The 17,812-nt window shown below is 49.7% G+C and carries 15 protein-coding genes and 1 tRNA gene; 13 read left to right on the forward strand and 3 right to left on the reverse strand.

Features of this window, described 5'->3' with window-relative positions:
• Positions 1-8 precede the first annotated feature (8 nt).
• Both nspC and EWH91_RS10985 read left to right on the forward strand, forming a co-directional pair.
• Positions 9-1,145, forward strand: a complete 1,137-nt coding sequence (gene nspC / locus EWH91_RS10980; RefSeq protein ID WP_129930084.1) for a carboxynorspermidine decarboxylase — start codon at positions 9-11, stop codon at positions 1,143-1,145.
• A 403-nt stretch (positions 1,146-1,548) separates the two neighbouring features.
• Entirely contained in the window at positions 1,549-1,809 is a 261-nt protein-coding gene (locus tag EWH91_RS10985; RefSeq protein WP_129930085.1) for a hypothetical protein, read from the forward strand.
• 49 nt (positions 1,810-1,858) lie between these two features.
• Here the strand turns inward: EWH91_RS10985 and EWH91_RS10990 are convergent, their stop codons facing one another.
• Positions 1,859-3,013 carry an amidohydrolase gene (locus EWH91_RS10990; RefSeq protein WP_129930086.1) on the reverse strand — a complete coding sequence of 385 codons (1,155 nt, stop codon included), beginning with the start codon at positions 3,011-3,013 and terminating at the stop codon, positions 1,859-1,861.
• 157 nt (positions 3,014-3,170) lie between these two features.
• Here EWH91_RS10990 and EWH91_RS10995 point away from each other — a divergent pair, with 157 nt between their 5' ends.
• Positions 3,171-4,226 (forward strand): metallophosphoesterase, encoded by a 1,056-nt coding sequence (locus tag EWH91_RS10995; protein WP_129930087.1) that lies wholly within the window; start codon positions 3,171-3,173, stop codon positions 4,224-4,226.
• Between the two features lie 55 nt (positions 4,227-4,281).
• On the opposite strand, the gene EWH91_RS11000 is transcribed toward EWH91_RS10995, so the two are convergent.
• Complete coding sequence (locus EWH91_RS11000; RefSeq protein ID WP_129930088.1) at positions 4,282-5,541, reverse strand: L-lactate MFS transporter; 1,260 nt, start codon at positions 5,539-5,541, stop codon at positions 4,282-4,284.
• Between the two features lie 323 nt (positions 5,542-5,864).
• Here EWH91_RS11000 and EWH91_RS11005 point away from each other — a divergent pair.
• Together EWH91_RS11005 and EWH91_RS11010 are read left to right on the forward strand one after the other, a co-directional pair.
• Positions 5,865-5,937: transfer RNA gene (locus EWH91_RS11005), tRNA-Ala, on the forward strand.
• Positions 5,938-6,561: 624 nt separating this feature from the next.
• Positions 6,562-9,228 carry a cation-translocating P-type ATPase gene (locus tag EWH91_RS11010; RefSeq protein ID WP_129930101.1) on the forward strand — a complete coding sequence of 889 codons (2,667 nt, stop codon included), beginning with the start codon at positions 6,562-6,564 and terminating at the stop codon, positions 9,226-9,228.
• 79 nt (positions 9,229-9,307) lie between these two features.
• On the opposite strand, the gene EWH91_RS11015 is transcribed toward EWH91_RS11010, so the two are convergent.
• Positions 9,308-9,691 carry a RidA family protein gene (locus EWH91_RS11015; RefSeq protein WP_129930089.1) on the reverse strand — a complete coding sequence of 128 codons (384 nt, stop codon included), beginning with the start codon at positions 9,689-9,691 and terminating at the stop codon, positions 9,308-9,310.
• A gap of 143 nt (positions 9,692-9,834) precedes the next feature.
• Between EWH91_RS11015 and EWH91_RS11020 the strand changes: the two genes are divergently transcribed.
• From EWH91_RS11020 to EWH91_RS11055, 8 genes are all read left to right on the forward strand, one after another.
• Positions 9,835-10,053: a DUF1659 domain-containing protein gene (locus tag EWH91_RS11020; RefSeq protein ID WP_129930090.1), complete on the forward strand. Its 219-nt coding sequence runs from the start codon at positions 9,835-9,837 to the stop codon at positions 10,051-10,053.
• Between the two features lie 42 nt (positions 10,054-10,095).
• Positions 10,096-10,311 (forward strand): DUF2922 domain-containing protein, encoded by a 216-nt coding sequence (locus EWH91_RS11025; protein ID WP_129930091.1) that lies wholly within the window; start codon positions 10,096-10,098, stop codon positions 10,309-10,311.
• 77 nt (positions 10,312-10,388) lie between these two features.
• Positions 10,389-10,568 carry a YvrJ family protein gene (locus tag EWH91_RS11030; RefSeq protein WP_129930092.1) on the forward strand — a complete coding sequence of 60 codons (180 nt, stop codon included), beginning with the start codon at positions 10,389-10,391 and terminating at the stop codon, positions 10,566-10,568.
• Positions 10,568-10,759, forward strand: a complete 192-nt coding sequence (locus tag EWH91_RS11035; protein ID WP_129930093.1) for a hypothetical protein — start codon at positions 10,568-10,570, stop codon at positions 10,757-10,759. Before EWH91_RS11030 ends, EWH91_RS11035 begins: the two co-directional genes overlap by 1 nt.
• Before the next feature lie 67 nt (positions 10,760-10,826).
• The gene (locus EWH91_RS11040; protein WP_129930094.1) at positions 10,827-11,828 is read left to right on the forward strand and encodes a L,D-transpeptidase family protein; all 1,002 of its coding nucleotides are present in this window, start codon (positions 10,827-10,829) and stop codon (positions 11,826-11,828) included.
• 200 nt (positions 11,829-12,028) lie between these two features.
• Positions 12,029-13,936: a PTS mannitol transporter subunit IICBA gene (locus EWH91_RS11045; protein WP_129930095.1), complete on the forward strand. Its 1,908-nt coding sequence runs from the start codon at positions 12,029-12,031 to the stop codon at positions 13,934-13,936.
• Positions 13,937-14,018: 82 nt separating this feature from the next.
• On the forward strand, positions 14,019-16,103 hold the full coding sequence (locus EWH91_RS11050; protein ID WP_240697342.1) for a BglG family transcription antiterminator: 2,085 nt from the start codon (positions 14,019-14,021) through the stop codon (positions 16,101-16,103).
• 6 nt (positions 16,104-16,109) lie between these two features.
• A complete protein-coding gene (locus EWH91_RS11055) occupies positions 16,110-17,261 on the forward strand; it encodes a mannitol-1-phosphate 5-dehydrogenase (RefSeq protein ID WP_129930097.1) in 1,152 nt (383 codons plus the stop codon).
• Positions 17,262-17,812 lie beyond the last annotated feature (551 nt).

Consider the following 17,812-nt stretch of genomic DNA (forward strand, 5'->3'; position numbering starts at 1 on the left):
GGCAGCTGATGGCTATTGATTTCAGGCAGGCCCCTTCGCCCTGCTATATCGTTGATGAAGGGCTGCTCATTAAAAATCTGGAAATCCTGTATGCTGTTGAACGTCAGACTGGCTGTAAGATCCTGCTGGCACAGAAGGCGTTTTCGATGTTTTCTCTTTATCCGCTGATCGGCAGATATCTGAGCGGCGTCGCCTCAAGTTCCCTGCATGAAGCGCGGCTCGGGCGTGAGGAAATGGATAAAGAGGTGCATGTTTACTCACCTGCTTACAGGGAAAGTGAATTTGATGAGATCCTGCACGTCGCCGATCATCTTGTTTTTAATTCCTTCAGCCAGTGGCGCCGGTTTCGCGACCGGGTGAAACAATCCGGGCAGCCTGTTTCCTGCGGGATCCGGGTGAATCCGGAATACTCAGAAGTCGCCGCCGGTTTGTATAATCCGTGTGCGCCGTGTTCCCGGATGGGAGTCACACTGAAAAACTTTGAACCTGATGCGCTTGAGGGCCTTGAAGGCCTGCATTTTCACACCCTGTGTGAACAAAATTCAGATGCTCTGGAGCATACACTTTCCGCTGTGGATGAAAAGTTCGGCAGGTACCTGAAGCAGATGAAGTGGATCAACTTTGGCGGCGGACACCACATCACGCGTCCGGATTATGATCTGAGCCGGCTGAGGCGCTGCATCAGCTTCATGCAGGATAAGTATGATCTTCAGGTTTATCTGGAACCGGGTGAGGCGGTTGCGCTGAATGCGGGGTATCTCGTTGGAACTGTGCTGGATGTGATGCATAACGGCATGGATCTGGCTATACTGGATCTGTCAGCCACCTGCCATATGCCGGATGTGCTGGAGATGCCGTATCGCCCGGTGTTGATTGGAGGGGGGAAGCCTGGCGAAAAGTCGTTTACGTACCGCCTGGGTGGTCCGACCTGCCTTGCAGGAGACGTCATCGGTGATTATTCATTTGATCACCGGCTCCACCCGGGAGATCGCCTGGTGTTCTGCGATATGGCCATATATTCCATGGTCAAGAACAATACGTTCAACGGCGTCGGTCTCCCGTCTATTGCTGTATTTAATGAAACAGACGGACTGCGTATCGTGAAATCTTTCAGTTATAAAGATTTCAAATCACGGCTGTCCTGAAAAAAGCCTGCCAATCGGCAGGCTTTTTCTTTAAAATATGAAAAATCTGACGATAATTGCAGGATTTTGAAAGAGGAAAAAAGAAAAGAGAATATAAGAAATTTGAGCGGACACAGTGACTGCGCCTTTTCTTATCAGACGCTTACAATCTGTTCTATAATTTAAATAAAGTAAAGCAAAAACTAAAGGAGATGTGGAAAATCCACGTGGTGGCGCACGCAGGGCTGTCCCCAATAAACGTGTCTATTAAAAATGTTTTTTCACAGGACGACCCTCCTGCGCTACACGAATAAAGGACGATCTCCATCCGGTAATCGCTGCTGAAAACCCTTAAGCCACTGGCACCTGACGAATACATGACTGACCGGAGAACTGCTTATACTGAAACATAAGGAGGGATTCCATGAACAAATACGGATTTTATGCTGAATTCGATGGAAAGCAGTCGTTACCTGTTGAAATCAGCCGGCCTGAGGAAACCATGATTTCAGAGACCATGCTGTCATCAATCAAGGCTTTTGCGCGTAAAAAAGGGACGGAAGTGATCGGCGTGGATGAACTGAAAGACGGTGCCATGCGTGCTTATTTCCGCAAAAAAAAGTGGTTTCACAAAAATCCCGAAATCATTTATTATGTCAGTGAAATCACTGACCGTGATTCCTGAAGTCTGAACGCGAAGCAGAACCTGACCGCCTGCCTGCGTTCATTTTTCTTTATGACTTCAACCTGCGCAGCAGATGGCCAGCCAGTTCTGTAAAAAAACGGGCAGCGGGCAGAACAGCCTGTTCGTCAACGATCAGGTCGGGATGATGCAGATCGGAATTTCCTGAAACGCCCATGAAAAAGAAGCTGCCGGGGATCTTTTTCTGATATTCGGCAAAATCTTCACCAATGAGGGTCAGCGGGGGTTCAACCACGTTTAACCCGCAAGCCGCAGCCGTATCAGTGGCTATTCCGGATAACAGCGGATCATTCACCACAGGCGGGCCGAGTCTTATATACCGGACATGCGCTTCTGTACCCAGTGCGAGCGCCGTGTGTCTGGCAACCCGTTTCATCTTTTGTTCGATATTTTCCCGTACTTCTTCGCTGAACGTGCGTACCGTTCCTTCGAGCTGCGCCCGGTCAGGCATCACGTTCCATGTATTTCCGGCCTCCAGCCGGGTGACACTGATCAGCGCCTGATTCAGAGGGGATGTATTCCGGCTGATAATCGTCTGCAGGGCGCTGACCATCTGCGAAGCCGCAACAATAGTATCACTCCCCTTTTCAGGCGTGGCGCCATGCGTACCGATACCTGTGATATCGATGATAAACCGGTCGACAGCGGCCATCAGCGGACCGGAACGGATGCCGATGGTACCCGTCGGTAAAGACGGCATAATGTGCATGCCGCAGATGGACTGCACATCATCAAGCAGACCGGTTTTCAACACCTCAATGGCCCCATTGCCCTTCTCCTCGGCCGGCTGAAAGATGATTTTGACGGTCCCCGAAAGATCCTCCTCACGTTCCTTCAGTAAACGGGCAGCACCCAGCATCGTTGCCATATGCACATCATGCCCGCATGCATGCATTTTTCCCGGATGAACTGAGGCAAACGGCAACCCGGTCTGTTCTGTTATCGGGAGCGCGTCAATATCCGAACGCAGGGCAATCGTCGGACCCGGTTTCTGCCCGCCGATGACGGCCAGAGCGCCGGTTTTCAAAGGGAATGCAGCCGTTCGAATGGAAAACTGATCCAGCCATTTGCTGATCCGGGCGGTTGTCTTATATTCCTCAAAAGCGAGTTCAGGCTCACGGTGCAGTTGTCTGCGGCAGCTGATCAGCCATTTTTCCACTTCGGCATCTGATCTTTTTGGAGCCATATGTTTTTCCTCTCTTCCCTGATCCGAAAATTCTGAAGTTAAAGCAAGAATACATGATTTTCACGGTATCGGCAACTGGTACCTTTTTCATTCAGAGTTCATATTTTACGAAAAAACGGGCATCATAACACAGCTGATGAAATGGGAGGATGCCGTTTTGAGAAAGCTGCGAATCAAATCGATCATGCCTGTTATCTGTTTGTGCCTCCTCACCTCAGCGTCTGTTGCTTCGAAGCTGGATGCCGGCGCTACCCTGGAAACGATCATGCTGCAGGGCACCGCTGACCCCGGTGCCCTGCTGTTCAGAAAGTCTGACTGGCTGATCAGTCAGCTGGAGCCGGTGCAGCGAAAAGTATCCCATCCTCTGTTTCAAGAGGCCCCCCATGTCGATTTTACTTTCGGCGTTCTGCCCGACACGCAGTATTACAGTCAGTCCTTTCCCAAAACGTTTAAAAAAATGAACCAGTGGTTTGTCGCTAACCGGGCATCGCTGAATCTAAAATATATTTTTCATCTCGGCGATATCGTCAATAACTTCAACCGGAGTTATCAGTGGAAGAGAGCCGATCAGGCGATGAAGATCCTGGATGATGCAAAATTACCTTATGGCGTTGTGACAGGGAATCATGACGTTGGAGATCAGGCCGGACACTACAGCATGTACGGCCAATATTTCGGCGAAGAGCGCTTTCGCTGGAACCCGTGGTATGGCGGCTCGTATAAAGATAATCGCGGACACTTCGATCTGATTGATGTAAAAGGTGAGAAGTTTATCATGCTTGGTATCGGCTGGGGCATCGGCGGGGAAGAAGTTGGCTGGATGAATCAGATATTAAAAATCTATAAAGATCGGACCGCTATTCTTTATGTGCATGATTACCTGGGAAATAACGGGAGAAGAGCCGGACCCGGTTCGATGCTGTTTGAGCGCATTGTACGTCCGAATGCCAATGTGAAAGTGGTTCTCAACGGGCACAGATTCGGAGCAGCCAGACGCGTGGATCAACTTGATGATGATTTCGATGGAAACCCGGACCGGAAAGTCCTGCAGATTCTCTCCGACTATCAGTCGATTAAGGGAGGTCAGGGTTATATCCGTCTGCTGGGGTTTGATCTGATCCATCACCGGATCTATGTGCGGACGTATTCACCGGAAACCGGTCGCCACTATGTATTTAAAAAGAACGTCGATAACTTCAGCGTCGGATACTGAAGAAAGAAATGGTTAAACCATAGTAGCAGCCCCCCTTTCGAAGCAGGTTCTGAATTCAGGATTGATGAACCAGCTTTTTCTGATTTGAAAGTTGCTTCCGGGCCATCAGTGCAAGCAGTCCGACCAGAATCAGGCCGATTGCGCTGAGAGCGGCTGCGACAAAGTAGGCGGGAATAAACGATCCGGCCGTCTCGCTGAAGTAGGCTGCGATTCGAGGCCCAACGAAGGCACCGCCGGCATATCCGAGAAAAACGATCGCATAGTTGATCTCGAGATACTTTAATCCAAACAGCTGACCGGTCAGCGGCGGGAAAAGGACCAGTACTCCCCCGAAGGAAAAACCGAGCAGGACGATGCAGACGACAAAAACCGCTAAGGTATCGGCGAATGCGATCAAAAGAAGCGCGCTGATGGTGATCAGAAGATCGAAAACCAGTGAACCGAATGCGCCCATCTTCTCGAACAGAACGCCAAAGCTCAGACGACCGATAAAGTTTGACAAGGTACTGACACTGACAATGATCGCGCCAAGAGAGGCGGTCAGCCCGATCTGCTGCTGGGCGATGACCGATACGGAGCTGACCAGCATGGTTCCTGCCGTACTGGCGACAATCATAGTAACGAGCAATAGATAAAACAGCGGCGAGGACACCATGACTTTCCAGTTGATATTGATTTTCTTCGGTTTTGTCTGTGATGATGATTTTGAAGGGCGAAAGCCGGGTGGCCGGTATCCCTCAGGGGCACTGTCCAGTTTCCAGGCGACGGCCCACGCCAGAATCAGGAAGGAAACGCCAAAGATGCGAAAGGCATTCAGCACACCGAAGAGCTCGATCACCTTCGCCGCGACCGGTGAAAACAGAAACGGGCCGATCGCTGCACTGGACAGGAGCAGACCGGATATCCTTCCTGATTGTTCGGGGAACCACTTCAGTGCGGTGACAAGCGACGGGTTATAGAGAATACCGGAACCGGCACCGGCGACAATGCCGAATGTGATATAGAACGCCGGAATCGATGAGGCAAAGGATGTAAGGAACCATCCGGCTGCAATGGTGAAACCGCCAACGTACATCATTTTCTTTGTTCCATGTTTATGCATATACATGCCGGCAAATATGGCGGTGACGGCCTGTATCAGCGTATAAATGGAATAAGCAAGGTTAAAGCTGCCAAGAGACCATCCTCTCAGCTGAGTCAGCGGTTCAGAAAAAACACTGTACATCGCAATAGATGAAATAATCAGAATCAGAACCCATGCAGAAGAAAAAACCGACCATCGGTGATGAGCCAGTTTTGCGGGATCATCAGTCATTTGCAGGACCTCCTGTGATATGTAAGCGCTATCATTACAGACCTTATTATATAACAGGTTTTGCACTTTTCAGCGCGCGAAATGCGACAATCATGTGATATGTGCCGGCGGATCACCGTTGCAGGAGTATCCGATAGCTGAAAGGTCGCATTCATGCGAAAAGCCTGATGGAAAACGAAAACAGGCGGTATCCCGCCATGGTGCCGGGAACAGCGATACGTATGCTGGTATACCCGATACGCGATGTCATGGAAGAGTCAGAAAAAAGGTTTGACAAAAGGCCCGGTTTTTGTTAATCTTTTTCTTGTCTTGAGCAAGGTTTTGGGGCATTAGCTCAGCTGGGAGAGTGCTTCGCTGGCAGCGAAGAGGTCAGGAGTTCGAGCCTCCTATGCTCCATAAAGCCCGTTGCAGTGGGATTTTTAAGCATACAACAGGGCAAAAATGCACAGCGTTCACTGACAGACCTGGTTTTGACCAGTTTTGAACCTCTGAGGGTGAGTTTTCAAAAACTTACTCTTGGAGGTTTTTTCGTAACGCACGGAAGACATCCTGTCATTTATTGAAACGCAAAAACCGGTTGTGGCGAAAGACTGAGCCATACCGCTGCCTATACTTTCGAGCTGATCACTGAAATATGCTGTAGGCGCTTTAATTTCATCACCCCATACATTGATATTCTCTGACAAATTTGTGAACGATCAGCCCTGAAATTGGCTCAGAGCCCGGGTTCATGGGGATAATACAGGGCGTTCGTAACCGCTATTGTTCAGATGTTTCTGACTGTAAGCGATTGAATAATCACGCTGAGTCCTTTAGACTTGATTATAGGGCAGCGACATGCGCCCTGTTATCGCATGTGAATGATTTCTCCAGGAACAGATGAATGTCTTCCTGATTGAACCTGTTCATGAATTTGTCGCTTCTGTTCGATAAGCGGCGAAGAAAAGGGTAATGCTAAAGGAAACAGAAATGCAGTCGCTGCGTAGAAACGGTTTTCCGGAGGATGGAGTTGAAGAGATAATGTGGTTTACCAAACCAGCGAAAGATGCCTTCAGAGAATTTGAGGTTGGGCCGGACCGCGGGCTCTCGGCTGAGGAAGCGAAGGCAAGACTGGAAAAGCACGGGGAAAATAAGCTGAAGGGCAAGAAAAAGAAAAGCATCATTGCTTTGTTTTTTGCTCAGCTGAAGGATATGCTGATTTACGTCCTGCTTGGGGCGGCAGTGATCACACTGCTCATCGGAGAGTACACCGATGCGGTTATCATCCTGCTTGTTGTGGTATTAAATGCCGTGATCGGCGTTTTTCAGGAATTTAAAGCCGAAAAGGCGATAGAAGCGCTTCAGAAAATGACAACGCCGCGCGCGCTTGTACGCCGTGACGGAGAAGTAAAGGAAATCGACTCCCGTACCCTTGTGCCGGGCGATATCGTTGTTCTGGATGCCGGGCGGTACGTACCTGCCGACCTCAGGCTGACAGAAAGCGTCAATCTGCAGATTGAAGAGTCGGCACTGACCGGTGAGTCGGTGCCGACTGAGAAGAGGGCGTCCGACCTGCACGAGGACGCGAAAACACCGCTTGGCGACCAGTCGAATATGGCGTTTATGTCCACGTTGACCACTTATGGACGTGGTGAAGGGGTGGTTGTCGCAACCGGTATGAATACGGAGATCGGCAAGATCGCCAAGGTTCTTGATGAAGATCATGAAGAACTGACACCACTTCAGAAAAGACTTGCCGGACTGGGGAAAATGCTCGGGTATCTTGCCATCGCAATCTGTGCCTTGATGTTTGTGATTGCCCTGATTCAGAAGCGCGACCTTTTTGAGATGTTCCTGACTGCGATCAGCCTCGCCGTAGCCGCCATCCCGGAAGGACTTCCGGCCATCGTTGCGATTGTGCTTGCCCTGGGCGTAACCCGCATGTCGCGGATCCACGCGATTGTCAAACGGCTGCCAGCTGTTGAAACGCTTGGTTCGGTGAACATTATCTGTTCGGATAAAACCGGGACGCTGACGCAGAACAAAATGACGGTCGTGCATACGTACACGTATCGCCATTTTGAAGATGTGCCGAAGGAAGGTGCAAAGACCGCCGGGTCCCAAGATCTGAAGGACATGATCAAATCCTTTGTCCTCTGCTCCGACGCGACTTATGAGGATGGGGAGAGCACGGGCGACCCCACGGAGGTAGCCCTTGTTGTGCTGGGTCAGAAATATCATCTGGCGAAAAAGGATCTGGAGGGATCCTTTGCACGTGTCGCTGAAAAACCTTTTGACTCCGACAGAAAACTGATGTCTACGCTGAATAAAGAGGGCTCCGGGTATCGTGTCCATACAAAAGGGGCAATCGATAATATTCTGAAAATCGCCACCCGTGCCCTTGTGGATGGACAGGTTGTGCCATTAACGGACGAGATCAGGGCCAATTATCTGAAGGCCGCTGAAGAAATGTCCGACCAGGCACTGCGTGTTTTAGGTGCCGCGTATAAAGATACGGACCGGGTACTGGAGCCGGATGAAATGGAAAATGATCTGATCGTTACCGGGCTTGTCGGTATGATCGATCCACCGCGACTTGAAGTTAAAGACTCCATCAGCAAGGCAAAACGCGCGGGCATCACACCGGTCATGATCACGGGTGACCACCAGCATACAGCGGCGGCGATCGCAACGCAGCTGGGGATTGCCACCTCACTCGATCAGACGATTTCCGGAAGTGAAATTGACGCCATGCCGGCTCAGGAATTCAGAGACAATATTAATCGGTATCGCGTGTTCGCCCGGGTGTCCCCTGAGCATAAGGTAAAAATAGTCAATGCCTTTCAGTCACACGGTAACATTGTTTCGATGACCGGTGACGGGGTTAATGATGCGCCGTCACTGAAAACCGCAGATATCGGCGTCGCCATGGGGATTACAGGCACCGATGTGTCCAAGGGCGCGAGCGATATGATTCTGACCGATGATAACTTTACGACGATCGTTGCAGCGATTGAGGAAGGCCGGAATATATATAACAACATTAAAAAATCGGTGATCTTCCTTTTGTCCTGTAATCTCGGGGAAATCATCTCGATCTTTGCTTCGGTGCTCTTCTTCTGGCCGGTGCCGCTTCTTCCGACTCAGATTCTCTGGATTAACCTGATTACCGATACCTTCCCGGCCATTGCCCTCGGTGTCGATCCCGGGGATAAACATATCATGAATAATAAGCCGCGGGATCCCAAAGAAGGATTCTTTGCTCACGGGGCGGCTTTCCACGCTGTTCTGGGCGGAACACTGATCGGTGTCCTGACCTTACTTGCCTTTTATTTCGGCCTGAACGAATACGGCTTTAATATGGGTTCGGATAACATTCCCGGACATGTGCTGGACTATGCGGAAACAATGGCCTTCGTTGTTCTGGCGGTTTCGCAGCTCTTTTACTCACTTGCCATGCGGAATTCCAGAAAATCTATATTCCAGATCGGCCTGTTTTCCAATAAATATCTGATCGGTGCCATCCTGCTTGGGATGCTGCTGCAGTTTGTTGTCATTTCAATTCCTGTTCTCGCCGGCGCCTTCCATGTTCAGATGCTGTCGCTTAGAGACTGGCTGATCGTCATCCTCTTTGCTCTGGTCCCGCTGGTTGTCAACGAATGCATCAAGATCGGTCTGAGAATGCGGAGCCATTCTAACGAGGCGTAACTATTTTACAAAAAAAGGAAGAGGATCATGAAACACCGGACAGGTGGGTCATGATCCTCTTTTTTTGACCGAATCGTGATTATTCGCGATAAGCTGTGCAGGAGATTTCCAGCTTCGCGCCCTTTGGCAGTGCAGCTACCTGGACAGCGGACCTGGCGGGCAGAACGCCGCCTTCAAAGTATTTTCCGTAAACGTCATTAACCGTATTGAAATCGTTGATGTTGGTCAGAAAGACGGTGGCGGAGACGACATGTGAAAAGTCCAGCCCGGCTTCTTTTAATATCGCGCCGATATTTTGAAAAATCCGGCCGGTCTGACGTTCAAGGCCTCCTTCAACGAGCTTCCCGCTTTCCGGATCCAGTGGAATCTGTCCGGAGACAAAGACGAAGTCACCGGCGGATACAGCCTGCGAGTAAGGACCAACAGCCTGAGGTGCCTGATTTGTTGCAATACGTGTTTTCATAACGATCATCCCTCCCCGTGGGCGGCGCCAGTTGACGCCGCCCCTCTTATCTATCTATTGTACACGATTTTCATTTTTCAGAAAGAACAGACTCACCATTTTTTTCTCTCTTGTCTACTTATTAGACACAGGAGGTGATAAGCATGGCAAACAGCGCAATTACTCAGTCTGCCTTTGTCCTGACTTTTGATGGCGGGCTGGACGAAGAGGACAAACCGGTTGTCCTGACCAAGGTATTCCGGAATATTAAGCCGGCCGCGTCAGCCGACGCACTTCTGGCCATCGCCGGCAAGCTGGCTCCGCTGCAGCAGCATCCGTTCGTCTCTGTTGAGCGCGATGACACATCGGAAATCACGGCCTGATCCCGCCCATCAGGCTATCCTTAAAGAAAGGAGAGAGGCGAAATGAAGAGACTGAATCTGGTGTTTTTGAATACGGCAGGCAAGAGCGTCACTCTGTCACTTAATGATCCTGTCGAACCCGCTGATCCGGTTGCCGTTCGAAGTGCCATGGATGAAATTATCGCTCAAAATGTCTTTGAATCAACCGGCGGAGAACTGACTCAGGTCAAATCCGCACGTATTTCGGAAAACAACACCACACCGATCGAGATAGCCTGAGTTCCATCAGGCAGAGCCGGAGGGAAAATCTGATCATTCCCTTCGGCTTTTTTTATAAAATGAAAGGAGGAACTCTCATGGACGTATGGCTCCCGATGATCAGGGATGTGGGTTTCCCGGCAGTTGTCACTTTTTTCCTGTTACATCGAATCGAAGGGAAACTGGACGAACTGATTCAATCCGTCAAAGCACTTCCTCTGCTGCAGGCAGCCGCCCGAACAGAGGGGTCTGAATCTCAGCAGATCCATATGAAATAATGATCCAGGCACCCGGTTCACCGGGTGCTTTTTCTTTATACATTGCCTCCGGTGAACGGGTTGGTTGTTTTTCGCTGTACCCGCAGGATTTCGCTTCTTCCGCACAAGCCATAAAAGGCAAAGGCGACGGTTCCGGCAGCGCCGTCGATTTTCTAATCGGTGTTTTTTTCTTCAAAAAATGGTTTTTTTGAAATAAATTTTTAACTGCCAGTGTAACCATGATACACTAAAAGTACAGTATCATGAGGAGTGACAGCAATGAGGGAACTGCGGAATATGATGGCGGTTTCCGTTATCCTGTTTATCGGCGTGCTGCTGACAGCCTCCGGGTCTGCTCAAAATCATCCGGTTGTGAAGCATATTCCTGCTGATCACTATGAAACCCGTGAAATTGTCATAAATCCGGTCGAGACCGGGGAACACGTAAGAAACCGGGAGGAGACCATCAGAATTTATGCAGCCTCAAAGCGTCAAACCAAAACCATGAGGGTTCAGACCGGAAGGCGTCAGCCGGCAAAGAAAGAACAGCAGCAGCCATCGGAAACATTCAATAAAAAGGGGACAGTGAACAAAGTGGCGACGAAGTCGAAAAAAGAGAGCAAACCTGCAGCAACCGGGGATGCCCCATCCAAACCTCAGGCACCGGCCGCCCCGCCAGGCACGCCGGCACCGAAGCCCGCTCAGCCGCCTGTTGCTGAAACCAGGCTTTCCGGCCGGACGGGACAGATTCTGACCGTTGTGGCTTCCGGCAGCCGGGCGCATATTGAATTTTGGGAGAAAAAAGGTCAGTCCTGGGTCCGGAGCCTGTCGACAGACGGACATGTCGGGACGAACGGGATCGGCCCGACACGTGAGGGTATGAGCAGGACGCCGTATGGTGCTTATCCGCTCGGCTTTGCCTTCGGGACGGAAAATCCGGGGACGTCGCTGCCCTTCAGAAAGATCACCCCTCAGTCCTGGTGGGTAGAAGACAGCAAAGATCCGCAGTACAACACCTGGCAGGAGGGGGCTCATTTTCATGCGCCAAGCGAACATCTTGCCGACTATCCGCTGCAGTATCGTTACGCGGTGGTAATCAATTATAATACGGCACGAAAGCCCTTTGCGGGTTCAGGCTTCTTTGTTCATGTCGATAATGGCCGTCCGACAGCCGGATGTGTTTCACTCCCGGAAGGCGAAATGAAGAAGCTGCTGCAGATCCTCCATCCGGGTGCCTATATCATCAACGTGAACGGGGAAGAAGAGATCAGGCGTTTTTAGTCAAAACGCTTTCAAAGTTTTGTCATCCGTACTGTGACAAAGTTAACTTTAGTTTCTCTTGTTATCCAGTTATCCTGACTCCTATAATAAAGACAGAGAGAAAAAGGTTACAAGTGCTTACTTATGTAAGCGCTTATAACCTGCAAATCTTCTTCAGTAGAAGAATGGAGAGATTTATATTTATCAGGAGGTTGGAAAATATGTCCGAAGGTAAAGGCATCAAAGTTAAAATTCAGAAATTCGGAAACTTCCTCAGTTCGATGATTTTACCGAACATGGCCGCATTTATCGCGTGGGGGCTGGCTACAGCTCTGTTCATCCCTACAGGCTGGTGGCCGAATGAGGAACTGGCTAAACTGGTTGGTCCGATGGTTACTTATTTGCTCCCGATTTTGATCGGATATACAGGCGGGAAAGTGGTCTACGATCATCGCGGAGGCGTTGTCGGAGCAATCGCTACTGCCGGTGTGATTATCGGATCTGATATTCCTATGTTCCTCGGTGCCATGATTATGGGACCGCTTGGCGGTTATCTGATCAAGAAATTTGATAAATCAATTGAAGGAAAAGTTAAAGCAGGATTTGAGATGCTGGTGGACAATTTCTCAGCCGGTATTCTTGGCGGATTGCTTGCCGTTATTGCTTTTCTCGGTATCGGACCTGTAGTTAATACAGTCAGCAATGCGCTTGCATCCGGTGTGGGCTGGCTGATCTCAGCAGGATTGCTGCCGCTGGCCAGTCTGTTCATCGAACCCGGCAAAGTGCTCTTCCTGAATAACGCGATAAACCATGGTGTTCTGACTCCGATCGGGGTTGAGCAGGTCAGACAGACCGGTCAGTCCGTTCTGTTCCTTCTCGAAGCGAACCCGGGTCCTGGTATGGGCGTCCTGCTTGCTTACTGCTTTTTTGGGAAAGGTAATGCGAAAAAGACAGCACCCGGAGCCGCAATCATTCATTTCTTCGGTGGGATTCATGAAATCTATTTTCCTTATATTCTGATGAAACCGCTTCTTTTCTTTGCGACGATCCTTGGCGGAATCAGCGGGGTGTTCACTCTGACGATGCTGCATGGTGGACTTGTCGGACCGGCTTCTCCGGGGAGTTTCATTGCCATGCTGATCGCGACACCGCATTCACTTGGCACGTTTACAGCCAATATTCTTGATGTCGCCGTTTCTATGACGATCTCCTTCCTGATCGCTACTCCGATTCTGAAGCGGGATAAGAGTGCGAATGGTGATCTTGATGAAGCAACACGCAAGATGGAAAGCATGAAAGGTAAGAAGAGCAACGTCTCAGGGATGCTTGGTGATGATCAGCCACTTAATCCGGAAAAAGTAGAGAAAATTGTTTTTGCCTGCGACGCCGGCATGGGCTCCAGTGCCATGGGGGCATCACTTCTGCGTAAGAAAGTCAGGGCTGCAGGATTGAATATCACAGTCACCAATTCGGCTGTCAGCTCCATTCCAAAGGATGCACAGATTGTCGTGACACAGTCTGAACTGACGCCACGTGCGAAAGGCAATGCGCCTCAGGCTTATCACGTATCGGTTGATAATTTTCTGGAAAGCCCGGCTTATGATCGGTTGATTGAGAAGCTGAAAGACAGCAGCAAAGAACAGACGGCACCGTTAAAAGAAGAAGAAGAGGATAACGTTTTTGCGGATGAACGGATACTGAAAAAAGAGAACATCTTCCTGAATAAATCGTTCTCCACTAAAGAAGATGCCATCCGGTTTGCCGGCCAGGCACTTGTCGATGGCGGCTATGTTCATCCTTCCTATGTAGACGGCATGATTGAGCGTGACAAGGATATGTCGACATACATGGGCAATGAAATCGCTATTCCGCATGGTACGGAGGGCACAAAGAAAGAAGTGATCCAATCAGGTATCGTTATTGTCCAGGTTCCTGATGGCGTCAGCTTTGACGGAAACATCGTCCGGATGATCTTTGGTATCGCAGGTAAGAATAACGGCCATCTGGCCATTCTATCAAAGATTGCGGTTGCCTGTGCAGACATTGAAAATGTGAGGAAAATGGTAAAAGCGGGATCTGCAGATGCTCTTCTGTCGATTATTAATGATACGATAAAGGAAAGCAGCTGATCCCGACGTATCATCAAAGTTAAGTCACACATTTTTATCGATGATCGCCACTGCTGAGAAGGAATGGGTTGATTCGATGTACATGACGAGCAGAGAAAAAACGATCATCGAACTGCTGATCAAAACAGGAGGAAGGCACACGCCGATGTCCATGGCGAACTATCTTCAGGTCAGTGTACGAACCATTGACCGGGAACTGAAAAAGATAGAAAAAATGGTCAGTCGCTTTGGCCTGAAGCTGGAGCGGACGGGCAATGACAGCGTGGAAATTAAAGGACCGGATCAGGCCGTTTTCAAACTGGCTCAGGCCCTGTCGGAAGTTGAACCTCTGGATCTGTCTGTGAAAGAGCGGAAACTGCTTTTGCTGCTCCAGCTGATGCAGGCCCGTGAACCGGTCAAAACGAGCGCCCTGGCTCTGGATCTGAATATATCGGTCACGACACTGATGTCTTATCTGGATCAGCTGACCGACTGGCTCAAAGATTTTGATGTGGCCATTGTGCGCAAACGGGGCGTCGGCGTCACCCTGTCCGGATATGAACGATCGAAGAGGCGGGCACTGGGCAACTTCTTTCTGCTTTATTTTAATGAAGAACTGATTAGATCCATTTTCAGTCTGGATCATTTCGATGCCGCATCAGACAGGCGAATCCTGCATTATTTCAAATCCCGTTATTTGCATGACATTGACCAGGTCATCCGGGATCATATGTCGTCTATGCCGGCTGAGCTGGCCGACAGTGATTATGTGGGATTCATGATTCAGGTTTGTATCACGGTGCAGAGGTTTCAGGATGGCTTTTCGTTGACTGCTGAGGAGGATAAAGGCGGGGCGGCGTCCCATCTGTTTATCGACACCCTGTGCGATGTGCTGGCAACGCGTCTCGGCGTCACCTTGCCGGCTGCAGAGAGGAATTATCTTGACGATATACTGAAAGGTTCAAGGCTGCAGCATGCTGATTCCGTTTACTATGATCAGGCCATCACCGGCAGGGAAATAAAAGAACTGATTCAGCATGTATCCAAAGCGATGCAGGTTGATCTGACCGGAGATTTCTCCCTGTTCCAGGGACTGATGGCCCACCTCGAACCCTCACTGTTCCGGATCAGAAAAAATATCCCGTCAGCAAATCCGCTGACCCGGCAAGTGAAACATCAGTTTCCCGGCCTGTTCAAGGTAACGGCCGATTGTCTGAAACGGGTATTCAGTAAAATTGATTTTCCGGATGATGAGGTGGCCTATGTCGTTCTCCATTTCGGCTCGGCACTCGAACAGAGAAAACAGACGGTACGCCTGCGTGCGCTGGTTGTCTGTCCGACCGGTATCGGGGCGTCAAAGATGCTTGCGATGAGACTGAGAAAAGAGATACAGGAACTCTCATCGGTGACGGTTTCGTCAATCAGCGATATGGAAAAGATGGATCTTAATCACTTTGATCTGATTCTTTCAACCGTGCTGCTGCCAAAGCAAAAAATTCCCTGTATTACGGTCAATCCGCTGCTCAGCCGGGAGAATATTGATGATATCAGGGCACTAGCCTCGGAGCTGATCTCACGACGAAAAGCCGTACCCCGGGCATTTACAGGCCGTGCATCGAAGGAGATCAGGCGCTACCGGGGGAAACCGGAGCGGTCACTCGGGCAATTTCTGAACGAAATGGATAAGGCGCGAACCGGAGTGAAAGACATTCTGGACAGCTTTACTGTCGTGCCCGTAACGGACGCCGGTTCGATGGAGCAGGTGATCCGGATCATGTCGGATCAGGCGGCACGTCTGGCTCTGACCGATCATCCGGACAGCGTCTCCGGAAAACTTCTGAAACGGGAAAAAGCAGCCGGTCTCGCCATTCCGGATACCCGAATGGCGCTGTTCCACTGCCGTGACCGTTCAATCCGCCATATTGCCTTTCTGATCGGTCACACGGATCATCCTTTTAGATTAAGAGGAATGGATGACAGCCGGGTGGACGTAACTGAATTTCTGATTCTGCTGGCCCCGGAGCCGCTGGACGTGATCCTGCAGGAGGTCATCAGCATGATCAGTTCTTCACTCGTTGAGGATGAGGAAGGCATACTGGTCTTTTCCTCAGCGAACGCGAAAATGATTCGCGCGAAACTGGAAGATATTTTTTATAGATTTTTGAAGAATAAATTTTCAAAGGGATGATCTATGATGGAGAAAGTCGTACATTTTGGAGCAGGTAATATTGGCAGAGGGTTTATCGGTGCCCTGTTTGCGGAATCAGGCTATCATGTCACATTTGTTGATATTGCCGGACAGATTATTGATGCACTGAACGAAAAAGGAACATACACGGTGCGTACGGCCTCCGAGCCTCAGCAGGCAGTGACGATTACGAATGTGTCCGGGATCAACAATAAAACCGATCCTGAACAGGTTGTTTCGGCGATTCAGGACGCTGTCTATATTACAACAGCCATCGGTCCGAAGGTGCTGCCCTTCATCGCACCGCTGATTGCACGCGGCCTGAGAGAACGCCTGAAAGTGAATGACAAAAAAGTATATGTGATTGCCTGCGAGAATCAGATTAATGCGACGGATCTCTTGAAGAAAGAGGTTCTGAAAGCGCTGGACGATGAGACAAAAGAAAAGCTGGAAGGCACCGTCTATTTTCTGAATTCAGCCGTTGACCGGATTGTTCCGCTGCAGCACAATGAGGAACTGCTGGACGTCCTTGTTGAAGACTATCATGAATGGATCGTCGCGACGGATCAGCAGCTTCCGAAAGTGAAGGGCATGCAGATCGTCCCGGATCTTGCTCCTTATATTGAACGTAAACTGTTCACCGTCAATACCGGGCATGCAGTGACGGCTTATCTTGGCTATCTTGCAGGAAAGAAAAAGATTCATGAAACGCTCCGTGATCAGAAGATTTATCAGGACGTTAAAGGAGCCATCGAAGAAACAGGTGCCTATCTGATCAAAACTTACGGCTTCAAGCCTGAAGTTCATGAACAGTATATTGAAAAAATCCTGCACCGTTTCGAAAATCCGAAACTGAATGATGATGTGACACGTGTCGGACGTTCGCCGATTCGCAAGCTTGGCCCGGAAGACCGGCTGGTTAAACCGGCAAAAGAGGCAGAAAAACTCGGTCTGTCGTACACGTATCTGGCAAAAGCGATGGCGGCAGCGCTTCAGTTTGATGCAGCGGGCGACAAGGAAGCTGTTGAACTGCAGAATAAGCTGAAAGCCTCTTCAGTCACGGATGTTCTGAAAGAAATCAGCGGGCTTGAAAGTGATGATCCGATTACGCGTGAAGTGATTCACCAGTACGAACAGAGATCAGCAGTTAATAAGTAATCCATGATTTCTTTCTTGAGAAGCGCAGTGTCTCAGTCAAAAAAATGCTTCATAAGGACAGGCCGGTGGCGGCCTGTCCTTTTCGGTTATTCAGAGATTTTTTTCTGTTCTGCGGGCCGGTATCATCTACCCCCTTGTTGCATTCGGTCCTGTTATTGAGCATCTGAATAAAGCAGCAGGATGAAGCTGTAGCCGGCAGGAATGCGATTGCTGCCGAAAACAGGGCGATCAGGATGGACCCAGGCGGCAGGGAAAAAGAACTCAGCCTGCCAGGTGAATGATAACCAATATTTACCTTAATGAAATGGTCAGACAGAAGTCCCACAACACTTTCAAGAGGGGGGTTAATGTTTTCGTTTTGGGATAAAATTATAGCCTGAATTATTCATAGCAGCTTATTTTCTATGGTTTAGGTGGTAATTTCGCAAAGGATTTTACAGATTTTTACTAAGCGAACAACTTAACGATGATTTTGAATGCCTGTTGGCCCGCATGGAACATGCGGACAGCCATTTTCTCGTTTTCAGGGCAGACGAATCCCGTCGTTTCCA

The sequence above is a fragment of the Sporolactobacillus sp. THM19-2 genome (assembly GCF_004153195.1).
Taxonomy (GTDB): Bacteria; Bacillota; Bacilli; order Bacillales; family Sporolactobacillaceae; genus Sporolactobacillus.